Genomic DNA, 14,904 nt, shown 5'->3' with positions numbered 1-14,904 from the left:
GGCCGGGCCCGGCCCCGACCGCACCACCCGCCGCACCGCTGCGCCACCGCTCGCACCACGAGCACCACCCCGCCACACCGGACCGAGAACAAGGACACCAGGACACGTCATGACCGACACCGCACCGCCCGACCAGCAGGTCGGGAAGCCGCAGCGCGAGCTGCACCTGGGATGGGCGCTCGTGCTCATCTCGATCGCCCAGCTGATGGTCGTCCTCGACGCCACCATCGCCAACATCGCGCTGCCGTTCATCGGCGCCGACCTCGACATCGACCAGGCCAACCTCACCTGGATCGTCACCGGCTACGCCCTGTCCTTCGGTGGCCTCCTGCTGCTCGGCGGTCGTCTCGGTGACCTCTACGGCCGCCGCCGGGTCTTCATGATCGGCCTGATCGTCTTCGCCGTGGCCTCGCTGCTCGGCGGCATCGCCACCAACGAGCCGCTGCTGCTCGCCGCCCGTGGCCTGCAGGGCCTCGGCGCCGCGCTCGCCTCCCCCGCCGCCCTGGCGCTGATCACCACGACGTTCCCGGCCGGCCCGGCGCGCAACCGTGCCTTCGCCATCTACGCCGCCATGTCCGGTGCGGGTGCGGCCGTCGGCCTCATCCTCGGCGGCTGGCTCACCGGCATCTCCCCCGAGGTCCTCGGCACGGAGATCGACGGCTGGCGCCTGACGTTCCTGATCAACGTGCCGATCGGCCTGGTCGCCGCGGCGCTCGCTCCCCGCTTCCTCAACGAGTCGGAGGGCAGCGAGGGCCACCTCGACGTGCCCGGCGCCGTCACCGGCACCCTCGGCCTGCTCGGCATCGTGTACGGCCTGACCCGCGCCGGCGAGGAGGCACACGGCTGGGGCGACACCTGGACCATCGCCTCCCTGGTGGCCGGTGTCGTGCTGCTCGTCGTCTTCGGCCTGATCGAGTCGCGCGCGGCGCACCCGCTGCTGCCGATCCGCATCTTCCGCAACCGCACCCGCGCCGCGAGCTTCGCGGTGATGATGCTAGTGCCTGCGGCGATGTTCGCGATGTTCTACTTCCTCAGCCTCTTCATCCAGCAGGTCGTGGGCTACAGCCCGCTGCACACCGGCTTCGCGTTCCTGCCGTTCTCCGTCGGCATCGTCGTCGGCGCCGGCCTGTCGTCCAACCTGGTCAACCGCGTCGACCCGCGCTTCATCGCCGGCATCGGCACGCTGATGGCCGCGGCGGCCCTGTTCGGCTTCTCGCGGATCTCCGTGGACGACTCCGCCGCCGGCGTGCTCCAGGCGCTCGGGCAGAACGAGTACGTCGGCGCCGACCTGAACTACTGGACGGCGATCTTCCCCTACATCACGCTGATGGCGGTCGGCATGGGCATGGTCTTCGTGCCGCTCACCCTGACCGCGGTGCACCACGTGAAGGCCGAGGACTCCGGCATCGGCTCGGGCGTCCTCAACACCATGCAGCAGGTGGGCGGCGCGCTCGGCCTCGCGGTGCTCAGCACCGTGTCGCTGCAGTTCGCCCAGAACACCGGGGAGACGTTCTCCTCCGACCTGCGCGGGGTGCCCGGCGCCGACCAGCTGAGCCCCGCCCAGCTGGAGTACGCCTCGTTCCTCGGCACCTTCACCGACGGCGCCACCGCGGCGTTCCTGGTGGGTGCGGTCATGATCCTGGTCGGCTCGCTGATCGTGTGGCTCTTCCTCGACGTCAAGCACGAGGAGCTGGCCACCGACGGGCCTGAGGGCGCACCGGTGCACATCGGCTGAGCGTCCCCCAGGTCGTCCGACGGCCCGTCACCCCGGCTGGGTTCAACCGAGGTGGCGGGCCGTCGCCCGTACCAGCTCCGACGCCGCGCGGGCCCAGGGCCCCGACGCCCCGGCCAGGCCGCAGGTGGGGCTGACCAGGAGCCGACCGGCGACCTCGCCGGGGTCGAGGCCCAGCGCGTCGAGCCAGCGCAGCACCCGCTCGGTCACCTGCTTCTCGGTGGGAGCCGTGGCCGGGTCGGTCGAGGGCACCACGCCGAGCACGACGCTGTCACCGGCCTCCAGCGCCTCGCCGAGGTCGTCGTGGTCGCGGGCGCTCAGCACGGAGAGGTCGACCGCGAGACCGCGCGCCCCGGCCCCGCGCAGCAGGCCGAGCGGCGTACCGGCGGCGCAGCTGTGCACCCACGGCTCGGCCCCGGCCTCGGTGACGGCGCCGAGCACCCAGCCCAGCGCCTCCGAGACCTCGGGCGGGTGCACGGCGCGGTGACGACCGAAGCCCGAGGCGGTCGGCACCCGCGCGTCGAGCACGGCGGCCAGCACCGGCTCGTCGACCTGCACGACCAGCCGGCTCGCCTCAGGCAGGCGGCGGCGTACGTCGTGCACGTGGGCGCCGAGGCCCTCGGCGAGCGCCTGGGCCAGCTCGCGCCGGGCGCCGTGGTCGGCGAGCAGCTTGTCGCCGCGGGGCCGCTCCACCGTGGCCGCGAGGGTCCACGGCCCTGCGACCTGCACCTTCACCGCACCGGTCAGGCCCTGGGCCAGCTCCTCGAAGGTGTCGAGGTCCTGGGCGAGCAGGCTGCGGGCGCGGCGGTGGTCGGCGCCGGCGCCGCCGCCGGTGAGCCGCCAGCCCGCGGGCTGCAGGTCGGCGCCGAGCTCGGCCAGCACGGCCAGGCCGCGGCCGGTCATCGACGCCGCCGCTCCCCGGCCCGGCAGCTCGGGCAGGTACGGCAGGTCGGGCAGCACGTCGAGGACGAGCCGGGTGGCCTCGCGGTGGGCGGCGTCGTCGTCGCCCGGCATCGAGCCGATGCCGGTGGCGACCACGGCGACGGCGGGCCGGTCGTGCTCGGGCCCGCTCACGCCGGCACCCGCTCGGTGGCGGTGATCGTCGCCGAGCCGACCACGCGGGTGCCGTCGTACACGACCGCGGCCTGGCCGGGGGCGATGCCGCTGGCGGGGTCGAGCAGCTCGATCGAGACCCGCTCGCCGACCACCTCGACCCGGGCGCGGTGCTCGCCGCCGTGGGCGCGCAGCTGCACGGTCACCGCGTCGCCCGCGAGGACGTCGGGCGCGCTGCCGCACCAGCGCGGCCGGTCGGCGTCCAGGCGGGAGACCGCGAGCCGCTCGCGCGGGCCGACGGTGACGGTGCCGCTGACGGGCTCGATGTCGAGCACGAAGCGGGGCTTGCCGTCGGGCGCCGGCGTGCCGAGGCGCAGGCCCTTGCGCTGGCCGACGGTGAAGCCGTAGGTGCCGTCGTGGCGGCCCAGCTCGGCGCCGGTGGCCTCGTCGACGACGGGCCCGCCGTGGTTGGGCGCGCGGTCGCCGAGCGCGTCGCGCAGCCATCCCGCGGTGTCGCCGTCGGCGACGAAGCAGATGTCGTGGCTGTCGGGCTTGTCGGCCACCAGCAGCCCGCGTCGGGCCGCCTCGGCGCGCACCTCGGTCTTCGTGGAGCCGCCCAGCGGGAACAGCGAGCGGGCCAGCTGCTGCTGGTCGAGCACGCCGAGCACGTAGGACTGGTCCTTCCCGGCGTCGAGGGCGCGGTGCATCTCCACCAGCCCGTCGGGTCCGGTGCGCAGCCGGGCGTAGTGGCCGGTGGCCACCGCGTCGAAGCCGAGCGCGAGGGCCCGGTCGAGGACGGCGGCGAACTTGATCTTCTCGTTGCACCGCAGGCACGGGTTGGGGGTGCGCCCCGCGGCGTACTCGGCGGTGAAGTCCTCCACCACGTCGGCGTGGAAGCGCTCGGAGAGGTCCCAGACGTAGAACGGGATGCCGATGACGTCGGCGGCGCGACGCGCGTCGTTGCTGTCCTCGATCGTGCAGCAGCCACGCGCCCCGGAGCGGTAGGACGCCGGGTTGCGCGACAGGGCGAGGTGGATGCCGGTGACGTCGTGGCCGGCCTCGACGGCGCGGGCTGCCGCGACCGCGGAGTCGACTCCCCCGGACATGGCGGCGAGCACCTGCATCAGCGGTGCCCTGCCGTGCGCGAGGCGCTCACAGCCGCGCCGCCCGGGCGCGCTCGACGACCGGGCCGATCGCCTCCAGCACGGCGGCGACGTCGGCGGCGGTGGAGGTGTGGCCCAGGGAGAAGCGCAGCGAGCTGCGGGCGTCGTCGTCGTGGCGGCCCATCGCGAGCAGCACGTGGGAGGCCTGGGGCACCCCGGCCGAGCACGCCGAGCCGGTGGAGCACTCGATGCCGCGGGCATCGAGCAGCATCAGCAGGGAGTCGCCCTCGCAGCCGGGGAACGACAGGTGGGCGTTGCCGGGCAGCCGGTCGACGGGGTGGCCGTTGAGCACTGCCCCGGGCACCGCGGCCAGCACGCCGGCCACCAGCTCGTCGCGCAGCGCCCGCACCCGCTCGGCGTGGTCGGGCTGGTGCTTCACGGCGAGCTCGACGGCCGCGGCGAACCCGGCGGCGGCGGGGGTGTCGATGGTGCCGCTGCGGATGTCGCGCTCCTGGCCGCCGCCGTGCACCAGCGCGGTGACCTCCACCTCGCGGCGCACCACCAGCGCGCCCACGCCGTAGGGGCCACCGACCTTGTGGCCGGTGACCGTCATCGCGTCGACCCCCGAGGCGGCGAAGTCGAGCGGCACCGTGCCGAGGGCCTGCACGGCGTCGGTGTGCACCGGGATGCCGTGCTCCGCGGCGATCGCGACGACCTCCTCCACGGGCTGCAGGGTGCCGACCTCGTTGTTGGCCCACATCACCGAGACCAGCGCGACGCTCTCCGGGTCGCGGGCCACGGCGGCGCGCAGCGCGTCGAGGTCGAGGCGCCCGTCGGCGTCCACCGCCAGCAGCTCCACCTCGGCGCCCTCGCAGGTCGCCAGCCAGTGCAGCGGGTCGAGCACGGCGTGGTGCTCGACGGCGGTCGACAGGATGCGCACGCGGCGCGGGTCGCCGGCCCGGCGCGCCCAGTAGACGCCCTTCACCGCGAGGTTGTCGGCCTCGGTGCCCCCGGAGGTGAAGACCACCTCGGCGGGGCGACAGCCGAGCGCCTGGGCGAGGGTCTCCCGCGCCTCCTCCACCACGCGCCGCGCGCGGCGGCCCGAGGCGTGCAGCGAGCTGGGGTTGCCCACCCCGCTCAGCTGCTGCGTCATCGCCGCCACCGCCGCCGGGACCATCGGGGTGGTCGCGGCGTGGTCGAGGTAGACGGGTGCGGTGCTCATGTCGCTCCCAGCCTACGGCGCACCGGCACACGCACCCCCAACGGCGCCCCTCGCCCGCGCTTTCGGTGGTCGGGTGCCGAGGAGCGCCAGCGACGAGGTGTGTCGAGACCACGTCACCTATCCGCTGGGAATCGACCAGGACCAGTACCAGCGCACGCGGCGGAGGTTTCGACACGGGCGCTGCGCGCCCCACCGACCAACGAAAACGAACTCCCTCGGTGGTCGAGTGCCGAGGAGCGCCAGCGACGAGGTGTATCGAGACCACGCAACCCCCGCTGAGAATCGACCAGGGCCAGTACCAGCGCACGCGGCGGAGGTTTCGACACGGGCGCTAGCGCGCCCTGCCGACCAACGAACGGGGGGCCGGCGCTGCGCGCCCTGCCGACGAGCGCCAGCGACGAGGTGTATCGAGACCACGCAACCTCCGCTGGGACCGGTCACGACCAGTACCAGCGCAGGCGGCGGAGGTTTCGACACGGGCGCTGCGCGCCCTGCCGACCAACGAACGGGGGGCCGGCGCTGCGCGCCCTGCCGACCAACGAAAACGAACTCCCTCGGTGGTCGAGTGCCGAGGAGCGCCAGCGACGAGGTGTATCGAGACCAGGCAACCCCCGCTGGGAATCGACCAGGACCAGTACCAGCGCACGCGGCGGGGGTTTCGACACGGGCGCTGCGCGCCCTGCTCAACCAACGAACGGGGCCGGCGCTGCGCGCCCTGCCGACCAACGAACGGGGCCGGGTCAGCCGCGGCCGAGGTCGGCGACGAGGGCCAGGTGGTCGGTGCCCTCGATCTCGACGGTGCGGGTGTCGAGGGCGAGCAGCGGGTCGGCGAGCAGCACGTGGTCGATGGCCACGCTGGTGGGCAGCGGGACGCCGAGCACGTCGAAGAGCCCGTTCGCGGGCCAGGTGGGCTGCCACCCGGCGTTGCGCTGGGCCGCGGCGTCGGCGTACCCGGCCTCGAGCAGGCGCCGCATCGGCTGGTGGTCGAGGGTGGCGTTGAAGTCGCCCACCACGAGGTCGGCGCCGGTCTCGACGGCGGTCTGGCGCAGCAGGCGGTGGTCGGCGTGCCACGCCTCGACGTCGACCGGCGCGGCGGGGTGCACCGCGAGCAGGGTGAGGTCGCCGACGTCGACCACCCACGACTGCGTGTAGGTGTCGACCTCGGAGGCCCTGCCGAGGGGCAGGCGCGAGAAGACCATGGTGCCGGTGATGGTCTCCCCCGTCTCGCCGATGCGCTCGGGCAGCAGCTCGGCGAGCCCGGCGCGCTCCATGTCGGCCAGCGCGGCGTCGGTGACCTCCTCCACGACCAGCACGTCGACGTCGGCCTCGGCGGCGGCACGCACGACCGCGACGCCGTCACCACCGCCCATCAGCAGGTTGGAGGTCATCACCGTGAGGCGCTCGCCGTCGGGGGCGTCGGGCGCCGTGCCGGACACCAGCGGCGACCACCACCACGCGTGCAGGGCACCGGCGGCGAGCACCACCACCGCGGCGAGCAGCGCCGGGGCGCGTCGGCCGCGGCCGACGACGGCCGCACCGAGCAGGAGCAGCAGCGCCACGGCGTACGCCGGGAGCGCGAGCGGCAGGAACGCCACGGCCTGCACGGCCCAGGCGGCGCGCAGGTCGGCCAGCCGGGCCGTGGTCAGCACCACCGCAGGCGCCAGGGTCACCAGGAGCAGGACCCACCACAGACCTCGTCGCCACCGCACGCGTGCGAACCTAGGCCGCGCCGCCCGACACCGGTCGTCCGGGGGTGGGCGGGCGCGGGGTCACAGCACGACCAGCGCGTCGCGGTGCACCAGCTCGCGCTCGTAGGCGGACCCGAGGTCGCGGCCGAGCTCGGCGGAGCGCCGCCCCAGCAGGGCGGGCACCTCGGCGGCGTCGAAGCCGACCAGGCCACGGGCCACCACGGTGCCGTCGGGGCCCACGAGGTCGACCGGGTCACCGGCCAGGAAGCTCCCGCTGACCCCGGTGACGCCCGCGGCGAGCAGCGAGGCCCGACGCTCGACCACGGCCCGCACGGCGCCGGCGTCGAGCACCAGCGAGCCCACAGGCTCCGTGGCGTGGGCCAGCCACAGCAGCCGCGTCGGTCGGCGGCGTCCGGTGGGGTGGAAGAGCGTGCCGACGGGCTCCCCGGCGAGCGCCTCCGCGGCCCGGGCGGCCGAGGTGAGCACCACCGCGACGCCGGCTCCGGTGGCGATGCCGGCGGCCTCCACCTTGGTGGCCATGCCGCCCGTGCCGACACCGGCCGCGCCCGGGGCGCCGACCTGCACGTCGTCGAGCTCGCCGGGGCCGTGCACCTCCGCCACCAGGCGGCTGCCGGGCTCGCGCGGGTCGGCGTCGTAGAGGCCGTCGACGTCGGAGAGCAGCACCAGCAGGTCGGCGTGCACGAGGTGGGAGACCAGGGCGGCGAGCCGGTCGTTGTCGCCGAAGCGGATCTCGGAGGTGGCCACGGTGTCGTTCTCGTTGACGATCGGCAGCACGCCGAGGTCGAGCAGGGTGGCGAGCGTCTGCTGGGCGTTGCGGTGGTGGGTGCGGCGGGTGACGTCGTCGACGGTCAGCAGCACCTGCCCGGCGGTGAGGCCGTGGCGGCGCAGCTCCTCGGTGTAGCGGTGCACCAGCAGGCCCTGGCCCACGGCCGCCGCGGCCTGCTGGGCCGGCAGCCCGCGCGGACGGCGGGCCAGCCCGAGCGGGGCGAGCCCGGCCGCGATCGCCCCCGACGACACCAGCACGACCTCCGCACCACGAGCGCGCACGGCGGCGAGCACGTCGACGAGGTCGCGCACCCGCGCGGGGTCGATCCCGCCGGCAGCGGTCGTCAGCGACGACGAGCCGACCTTGACCACCACCCTGCGCGCGGCGAGCACCGCCTCGCGGGGCCCGGCCGGCCCAGTCACCGGCCCAGTCACCGGCCCAGTCACCGGCCCTGTCACCGGCCTGCCACCGCCGGCCGGGTCACCGGTCGGGGTCCTGCTCGGCCCAGTCGGGGTCGTCGCTCCCGCCGATCTCGTACGACGTGGGCCCGTGGGTCTCGGGCTTGCGCTCGGCGTCGAGGCGGCGCGCGACGTCGGCGCGGGTCTCGTTCTCGCCACGGAACTCCATGGCCTCGTCGATCTCGCGGCGACGCGAGGCGGCCGGGCGGGAGTGGTCGATGCGCTGGTCCTCGCCGCGGCGTCCGAGCATCTCTGCGCCGGCGTCCATGCCGGGCTTGAAGTCGAAGACCACCGCGTTGTCGGGGTCGCCGATCAGCACGGCGTCGCCCTCCTCGGCGCCCAGCGAGAGCAGCTTGGCCTCGACGCCCAGCCGGTCGAGGCGGTCGGCGAGGAAGCCCACGGCCTCGTCGTTGCTGAAGTCGGTCTGGCGCACCCAGCGCTCCGGCTTGGTGCCGCGCACCCGCCAGCCGTCGACGGTGCGGCTGACGGTGAAGTCGGCGCCGCCGTCGACGCCCGGGGGCCGCAGCACGATGCGGGTGGGCGCGGCGACGGCGGTGGCGGTGCGGGAGGCGGCGACGATCTCGGCCATCGCGAAGGTCAGCTCGCGCACTCCCTCGCCGGAGGCCGCCGAGATCGGCACGACCCGCAGGCCCCGCGCGCGGAACTCGTCGATGGTCATGTCGGACAGATCGCGCCCGTCGGGCACGTCGACCTTGTTCAGCGCCACCAGCCGGGGCCGGTCCTCCAGCCCGCCGTAGCGGCTCAGCTCGTTCTCGATCACGTCGAGGTCGTCGACCGGGTTGCGGCCGGGCTCGATGGAGGCGGTGTCGACGACGTGCACGATCGCCGCGCAGCGCTCGATGTGGCGCAGGAAGTCGTGGCCAAGGCCGCGGCCCTCGCTGGCGCCCTCGATGAGGCCGGGCACGTCGGCGACGGTGAACGTGGTGTCGCCCGCGCTGACCACGCCGAGGTTCGGCACCAGCGTCGTGAACGGGTAGTCGGCGATCTTCGGCCGGGCCCGCGACACCGCGGCGATCAGGCTGGACTTGCCCGCGCTGGGGAAGCCGACCAGGCCGATGTCGGCCACGACCTTCAGCTCGAGGGCGATCTCGAGCTCGTCGCCCGGCTCGCCGAGCAGCGCGAACCCCGGGGCCTTGCGCTTGGACGAGGCCAGCGCGGCGTTGCCGAGGCCACCGCGGCCGCCCTGGGCGATCACCAGCTCGGTGCCGGGGCCCACCATGTCGGCGAGCACCGTGCCGCGGGCGTCGGTGACCACGGTGCCCTCGGGCACGGGCAGCACGAGGTCGGAGCCGTGGCCGCCGTTGCGGTGCGACCCGGCTCCGTGGCCGCCGTTCTCGGCACGGCGCTTGGGGCTGTGGTGGTAGTCGATCAGCGTGGTGACGTCGGTGTCGACGCGCAGGATGATCGACCCGCCCGGGCCACCGTTGCCGCCGTCGGGGCCACCGAGGGGCTTGAACTTCTCGCGGTGCACCGAGGCCACACCGTCGCCTCCGCGGCCTGCGCTGACGTGCAGCGTGACCCGGTCGACGAACGTGGGGACAGCCATGGTGCCTTCTCTCGGTGCGGTGCGGGGGTGGTGCGGGGGTGGGTCAGGTGCGTGTCGCCGCTGGTCCGGGCGGGCGGCCCGGAAGGCACGACAGGGCGCCCCGGTGTCCGGGACGCCCTGTCGTACGTGTCGTGCGGGGTGGGGTCAGCTCACTCGCCGGGGACGATGTTGACGACCCGGCGACCGCGCCGGGTGCCGAACTCGACCGCACCGGGCTGCAGGGCGAACAGGGTGTCGTCGCCGCCGCGGCCGACGCCGCTGCCCGGGTGGAAGTGGGTGCCGCGCTGGCGCACGATGATCTCGCCGGCGTTGACGAGCTGGCCGCCGTAGCGCTTGACGCCGAGGCGCTGGGAGTTGGAGTCGCGGCCGTTCTTGGTGGACGCCGCGCCCTTCTTGTGTGCCATGTCAGATCCTTTGGTGTGCGCTGTGCTGCTCGGGGCCTGGGACCGGGAGGGTCAGAGGGAGATGTCGGTGACCTTGACCTGGGTGTAGCGCTGGCGGTGGCCCTGGCGCTTCTTGTACCCGGTCTTGTTCTTGTACTTCTGGATGATGATCTTCGGGCCCTTGGTCGCACCGAGCACCTCGACGGTGACCGAGGCCTTGTCGAGGTCGGCGGCACCCGCGGTGACGCTCTCGCCGTCGACGGCGAGGACCACGGGGAGGGTCAGCGTCTCGCCGACGCCGGTCGTCACCTTGTCGATCTCGATGACGTCGCCCACGGCAACCTTCTGCTGCTTGGCGCCTGCGCGCACGATCGCGTACACCGCGGTCTCCTTCGTCGGTTCATGCTGCGTCTGTTTGACAGGTGTGTCAGGGCCTGCGGCTCCAGCGTCGCCACCGCCGGCCGGTGGGCCGCGGGGTGGGTGGTGCCAGGCAGGAGGGCACGCACGAGGCGCACCGAGGACTCATACTACGGACCCCCGCGGGTGACAGCAATTCGGTGCCACCCGCCGCGACGGGCCCCGCGCTGGCGGGGCCCGTCGCGGGCTGTCGGGTGCTCGCAGACCGGGTCAGCGCCGGCGCGAGCGGGTGCGCACGACCGGGGCCTGCTCCCCTGCGCCCGCCGGCTCGCCGCCGTCGGACGTCGGCTCGTCACCGGGCGCCGCGACGGCCGGGGCCGTCCCGTCTGCCGTGCCTGCGGCGTTGTCGGCGTCCGCCGCGTCGGCGGTCGGCGCGCCGGCGGGCCGGGTGGCGCTGCGCCCGCGGGTGCGGGTTACCACCCGGGCCGGTGCGGCCGCCGGGGCGTCGGTGACCTGCTCGACCGGTGCGGGCGTCGGCTCGGCCACGACCACCACGGCAGGAGCCGCGGCGGTGGCCGGCTGCCCGGCGGGACGGGTGGCCGTGCGGCGACGGGTGCGGGTCACCACGGTGGTCGCGGGGGCCGGGTCGGCCGCCGCGTCCGGCGACTCCGGCGACACCGACGCCTCGGACGACTCCGGGGCCTCGGGCTCCGGGGTCGTCGGCGCCTCGGGCTCCGAGACCTGCTCCGGCTCGACCGGCTCCGCAGCCTGCTCGACGGGCTGGTCGGGCTGGTCGGGCTGGTCGGCCTGGTCGGCCTCGACCTGCGGCTGCGCGGCGCGGGAGGCGCCGCCGCGGCCTCGGCGGCGGCTGCCCCGGGTCACCGTGGTCACCGGCTCGGCCACGGTGGGCGAGTCGGCGGCGTCGGCGGGGTCCTGCTCGACCACCGGCTGGGCCGGGCTGGCCACCGGGGTGTCGGCAGCAGCCTCAGGGGCCAGCTCGCCGGCGCTGTCGACCACCGCGGTGTCGACGTGGGCGGTGTCGACGTCCGCGGTGTCGACACGAGCGCCGTCGGCGGCGTCGGGCGTCCGGTCCTGGGTCACGGGCACGTCGGACGGCTCGGGCTCGGCGGGCCGGGCCATCGCAGCGATGTCCTTGGGCGAGGGCGCCTTGGGCGGTGCGCTGACCACCTCGGCGTCGTCCTGGCCGCGACCGCGACCGCTGCGACCCCGGCGTCCGCCGTTGCCGCCGCCACCGTTGCCGCCGCCACCGCCGTTGCCGCCACCGCCGCCTCGGCGACCGTCGTCGTCGGAGCCCTTGGGCTCGACGGGCTCGTCGTGGGTGACGATGCCACGGCCCTGGCAGTGCTCGCAGGTGTCGCTGAAGGCCTCGAGCAGGCCGGTGCCGATGCGCTTGCGCGTCATCTGCACCAGGCCCAGCGAGGTCACCTCGGCCACCTGGTGGCGGGTGCGGTCACGTCCCAGGCACTCCACCATGCGGCGCAGCACGAGGTCGCGGTTGGACTCCAGGACCATGTCGATGAAGTCGACGACGATGATGCCGCCGATGTCGCGCAGCCGCAGCTGGCGCACGATCTCCTCGGCCGCCTCCAGGTTGTTCTTGGTGACGGTCTCCTCGAGGTTGCCCCCCGAGCCGGTGAACTTGCCGGTGTTCACGTCGACGACCGTCATGGCCTCGGTGCGGTCGATCACCAGCGAGCCGCCCGAGGGCAGCCACACCTTGCGGTCGAGACCCTTGGCGATCTGCTCGTCGACGCGGTACGTCGAGAACAGGTCGTGGCCGTTGTGCTCGGCCGGCTCGTAGCGCTCGAGGCGGTCGGCGAGGTCGGGGGCGACGTGGGAGACGTAGTCCTGCACCGTGCTCCACGCGTCGTCGCCCTGGATCACCAGGCGCGCGAAGTCCTCGGTGAACAGGTCGCGCACGACCTTCAGCGTCAGGTCGGGCTCTCCGTAGAGCAGCTGGGGAGCGCTGCCCTTGGTGCGCTTCTCGATGTCCTCCCAGCGCGCCTTGAGCCGCTCGACGTCGCGGGTGAGCTCGTCCTCGGAGGCGCCCTCGGCGGCGGTGCGCACGATGACGCCCGCCGACTCGGGGACGATCTGCTTGAGCAGCGTCTTCAGGCGGTGGCGCTCGGTGTCGGGCAGCTTGCGCGAGATGCCGCTGGTGGTGCCGTCGGGCACGTAGACCAGGAACCGGCCGGCCAGGCTGATCTGGCTGGTGAGCCGGGCGCCCTTGTGGCCGATGGGGTCCTTGGTGACCTGCACCAGCACCGGCTGCCCGGAGGACAGCACCGACTCGATCTTGCGGGGCTGGCCCTCGCGGTGGCCCATGGCCGACCAGTTCACCTCACCGGCGTACAGGACGGCGTTGCGGCCCTTGCCGATGTCGATGAACGCCGCCTCCATCGAGGGCAGCACGTTCTGCACCCGCCCGATGTAGACGTTGCCGATGATGGAGGTCTGCGACTCGCGGGCCACGTAGTGCTCCACCAGGACCTTGTCCTCGAGGACGCCGATCTGGGTGAGGTCGTCGCGCTGGCGCACGACCATGGTGCGGTCGACCGACTCGCGGCGGGCCAGGAACTCCGCCTCCGAGACGATGGGGGCGCGGCGGCGCCCGGCCTCGCGGCCGTCGCGGCGACGCTGCTTCTTGGCCTCGAGGCGCGTCGAGCCCGCGATGGCGGTGATCTCGTCCTCGGCGTTGCGCGGCTTGCGCGCCCGGCTGCTCGACTGGTCGGCGTCGTCGCCGCCCCGGTTGCTCCCGCGGTCACCGCGGTCGCTGCTGCGGTCCCCGCTGCGGTCACCCCCGTCGCCGTTGTCGTCGCCCGAGCGGCGACGCCGGCGGCGGCGGCGCGACGAGCCCTCGCCGCTCCCGCCGTCCCCGTTGTCGTCGGCGCTGTCGTCGGCACCGCTGTCGCCGGCGCCGTCGGTGTCGGGGCGGTCCGCCGCGCCCCCGTCCTGGGCGTCCTGGGCGTCCTGCGGCGCTGCGGCCTGCTGGCCCTGGCGACCGCGGCCGCCACCCTGCTGCTGGCGGGCTGCCGGCTCCTCGTCGGAGTCGGCGTCGGTGTCGTCCTGCGCGGAGGAGTCACCGGACTTGCGACGGCGGCGACCGCCACGACGGCGGCGACGGCGTCCGCCGCCCTGGCCGTCGGTGTCCTCGGAGTCGTCGGTGTCCTCGGCGTCGTCGGCGCTGCCGTCGGTGTCGTCACCGTCGTCGTCGGAGTCCGTGGCGGCGACGGTGTCGTCGGGGGTCGAGGCGGCGGCCTCGGCCGCGGTCTTCTCGAGCTCCTCCTCGTCGACCGCCGGCTCGGTGGGCGCCTCCTCGACGGCGGGGCGCGCGGCGCGCGATCGACCGCGACTGCGGGTCGTGGTGGTGGTGCGCGTCCTGGGTGCCTGGTCCGCGTCGGCCGCGTTCGGGGTCGCGTCCTGGGCGACCGGCTCGGCCGCGGGCTCCGGGGTCTCCGGCGCGACGGGCGCAGCGGGCTCCGCCGCGGCGGCCGGCCGGGTGGCCGGGGAGGCCTTCGACCGGGTGCGGCGGGTGACGGTGGCCTTGCCGGCCTGGGTGGTGTCGGGGGCCTGGAACAGCACGGCGGCCGAGGCAGGGGCCGCGGTGGGCTCGCCGGCAGCGGGGACGTCGACGGCGGCGACCGTGTCGGCGGAGGCGCCGGTCGGGTCGACCGCCGGGGCCGCGGGGTCGGCGTCGGCCGTCACGGGCGCGTCGGCCGGGGCCTCGCCGGAGGCGGCGGCCTTCTTGGTCGCGGTCTTGCGGACCCGCTTGGCCGGGGCCTTGCGCGCGGTCGTGGTCGCGGCGGTGACGCCGTCGGTGGGGGCCTCGGCGGCCTCGGCGGCCTCGGTGGGCTCGGCGGAGGGGGCCTGCGTGGGCTCGGCGGCCGCGGTCTTCTTGGTGGCCCGCTTGCGGGCGGCCTTCTTCACCGGCGCCGACGCGGCAGGGGTGTCGTCGGCGCTCTCACCGACGGCCGGGGCCTCGGCAGGCACCTCGGGGGCCGCGTCGTCCGCCGTGGCCTTCTTCGCCGGTGCCTTCTTGGCCGCCTTCTTGGTGGCGCCCGACTTCGTGGCGCTCTTGGCGGTGGCGGACTTGGCCGCGGTCTTGCGGGTGCTGGTGCGCGTGGTCACGGTGACGACCGGCGCGGTGTCCGCGGCCGGCTCGGCCGTGCCGGTGTCGGCACCGGTCGCAGTGGCGGGGGCTTCCTCGCCCTGGATCTCGTCGGGCATGTGGTGCTCCTCTGCCCGGGGGGCGCACTGGCGACCCGGGCGGGTCGGACGCCCCGGCCCGCGGGAGCAGGGCAGAGGCGCAAAGCCTTCGGTGGCGGCGACACCCTCCGCGGTGCGTCACTGGCTGCCGTCTCGTCACCTGCCGCGGTCGCTGGGCCTGCCCCGAGGATCTCGGGGCCGAGGGCCGGCTCGCTGTCACCGAGGCCGACCGGGCCGCGTCGCGGTCTGGCGACGACGTGCACCCACTGTGCCGACCCCATCAGTGCGAGCCGGCGAGAACGTCGTCGGGTCGTCGGCCTCGGCGGG

Annotated in this window: 10 protein-coding genes; 1 reads left to right on the top strand and 9 read right to left on the bottom strand. The window is 75.1% G+C overall.

All coding sequences use genetic code 11. The features are described 5' to 3' along the window. Window positions 1-109: 109 nt before the first annotated feature. The gene (locus tag AC4OR8_RS08560) at window positions 110-1,735 is read left to right on the top strand and encodes an MFS transporter (protein ID WP_492165110.1); all 1,626 of its coding nucleotides are present in this window, start codon (window positions 110-112) and stop codon (window positions 1,733-1,735) included. Between the two features lie 42 nt (window positions 1,736-1,777). Here AC4OR8_RS08560 and AC4OR8_RS08555 read toward each other — a convergent pair whose 3' ends face one another. From AC4OR8_RS08555 to AC4OR8_RS08515, 9 genes are all read right to left on the bottom strand, one after another. Next, window positions 1,778-2,806 (bottom strand): uroporphyrinogen decarboxylase/cobalamine-independent methonine synthase family protein, encoded by a 1,029-nt coding sequence (locus tag AC4OR8_RS08555; protein WP_492165109.1) that lies wholly within the window; start codon window positions 2,804-2,806, stop codon window positions 1,778-1,780. Next, complete coding sequence (gene mnmA, locus AC4OR8_RS08550; protein ID WP_492165108.1) at window positions 2,803-3,909, bottom strand: tRNA 2-thiouridine(34) synthase MnmA; 1,107 nt, start codon at window positions 3,907-3,909, stop codon at window positions 2,803-2,805. The genes AC4OR8_RS08555 and mnmA overlap by 4 nt, the downstream gene beginning before the upstream one ends. Before the next feature lie 28 nt (window positions 3,910-3,937). Continuing rightward, window positions 3,938-5,110 carry a cysteine desulfurase family protein gene (locus tag AC4OR8_RS08545; RefSeq protein ID WP_492165107.1) on the bottom strand — a complete coding sequence of 391 codons (1,173 nt, stop codon included), beginning with the start codon at window positions 5,108-5,110 and terminating at the stop codon, window positions 3,938-3,940. A gap of 740 nt (window positions 5,111-5,850) precedes the next feature. Next, a complete protein-coding gene (locus AC4OR8_RS08540; protein ID WP_492165106.1) occupies window positions 5,851-6,819 on the bottom strand; it encodes an endonuclease/exonuclease/phosphatase family protein in 969 nt (322 codons plus the stop codon). A 60-nt stretch (window positions 6,820-6,879) separates the two neighbouring features. Beyond that, the gene (gene proB, locus AC4OR8_RS08535) at window positions 6,880-8,007 is read right to left on the bottom strand and encodes a glutamate 5-kinase (protein WP_492165105.1); all 1,128 of its coding nucleotides are present in this window, start codon (window positions 8,005-8,007) and stop codon (window positions 6,880-6,882) included. Between the two features lie 58 nt (window positions 8,008-8,065). Continuing rightward, a complete protein-coding gene (gene obgE / locus AC4OR8_RS08530; RefSeq protein ID WP_492165104.1) occupies window positions 8,066-9,610 on the bottom strand; it encodes a GTPase ObgE in 1,545 nt (514 codons plus the stop codon). A 149-nt stretch (window positions 9,611-9,759) separates the two neighbouring features. Next, the gene (rpmA, locus tag AC4OR8_RS08525; protein WP_492165103.1) at window positions 9,760-10,014 is read right to left on the bottom strand and encodes a 50S ribosomal protein L27; all 255 of its coding nucleotides are present in this window, start codon (window positions 10,012-10,014) and stop codon (window positions 9,760-9,762) included. Between the two features lie 51 nt (window positions 10,015-10,065). After that, window positions 10,066-10,374, bottom strand: coding sequence for a 50S ribosomal protein L21 (rplU, locus tag AC4OR8_RS08520; RefSeq protein ID WP_492165102.1), 309 nt, complete (start codon window positions 10,372-10,374; stop codon window positions 10,066-10,068). A 246-nt stretch (window positions 10,375-10,620) separates the two neighbouring features. After that, a complete protein-coding gene (locus AC4OR8_RS08515) occupies window positions 10,621-14,598 on the bottom strand; it encodes an Rne/Rng family ribonuclease (RefSeq protein ID WP_492165101.1) in 3,978 nt (1,325 codons plus the stop codon). Between the last annotated feature and the right edge of the window lie 306 nt (window positions 14,599-14,904).

The organism is Nocardioides sp. FY1077 (genome assembly GCF_058681775.1).
The sequence above is the reverse complement of the archived record's forward strand: the minus strand, read 5'-3'. Positions and strand labels throughout refer to the sequence as shown.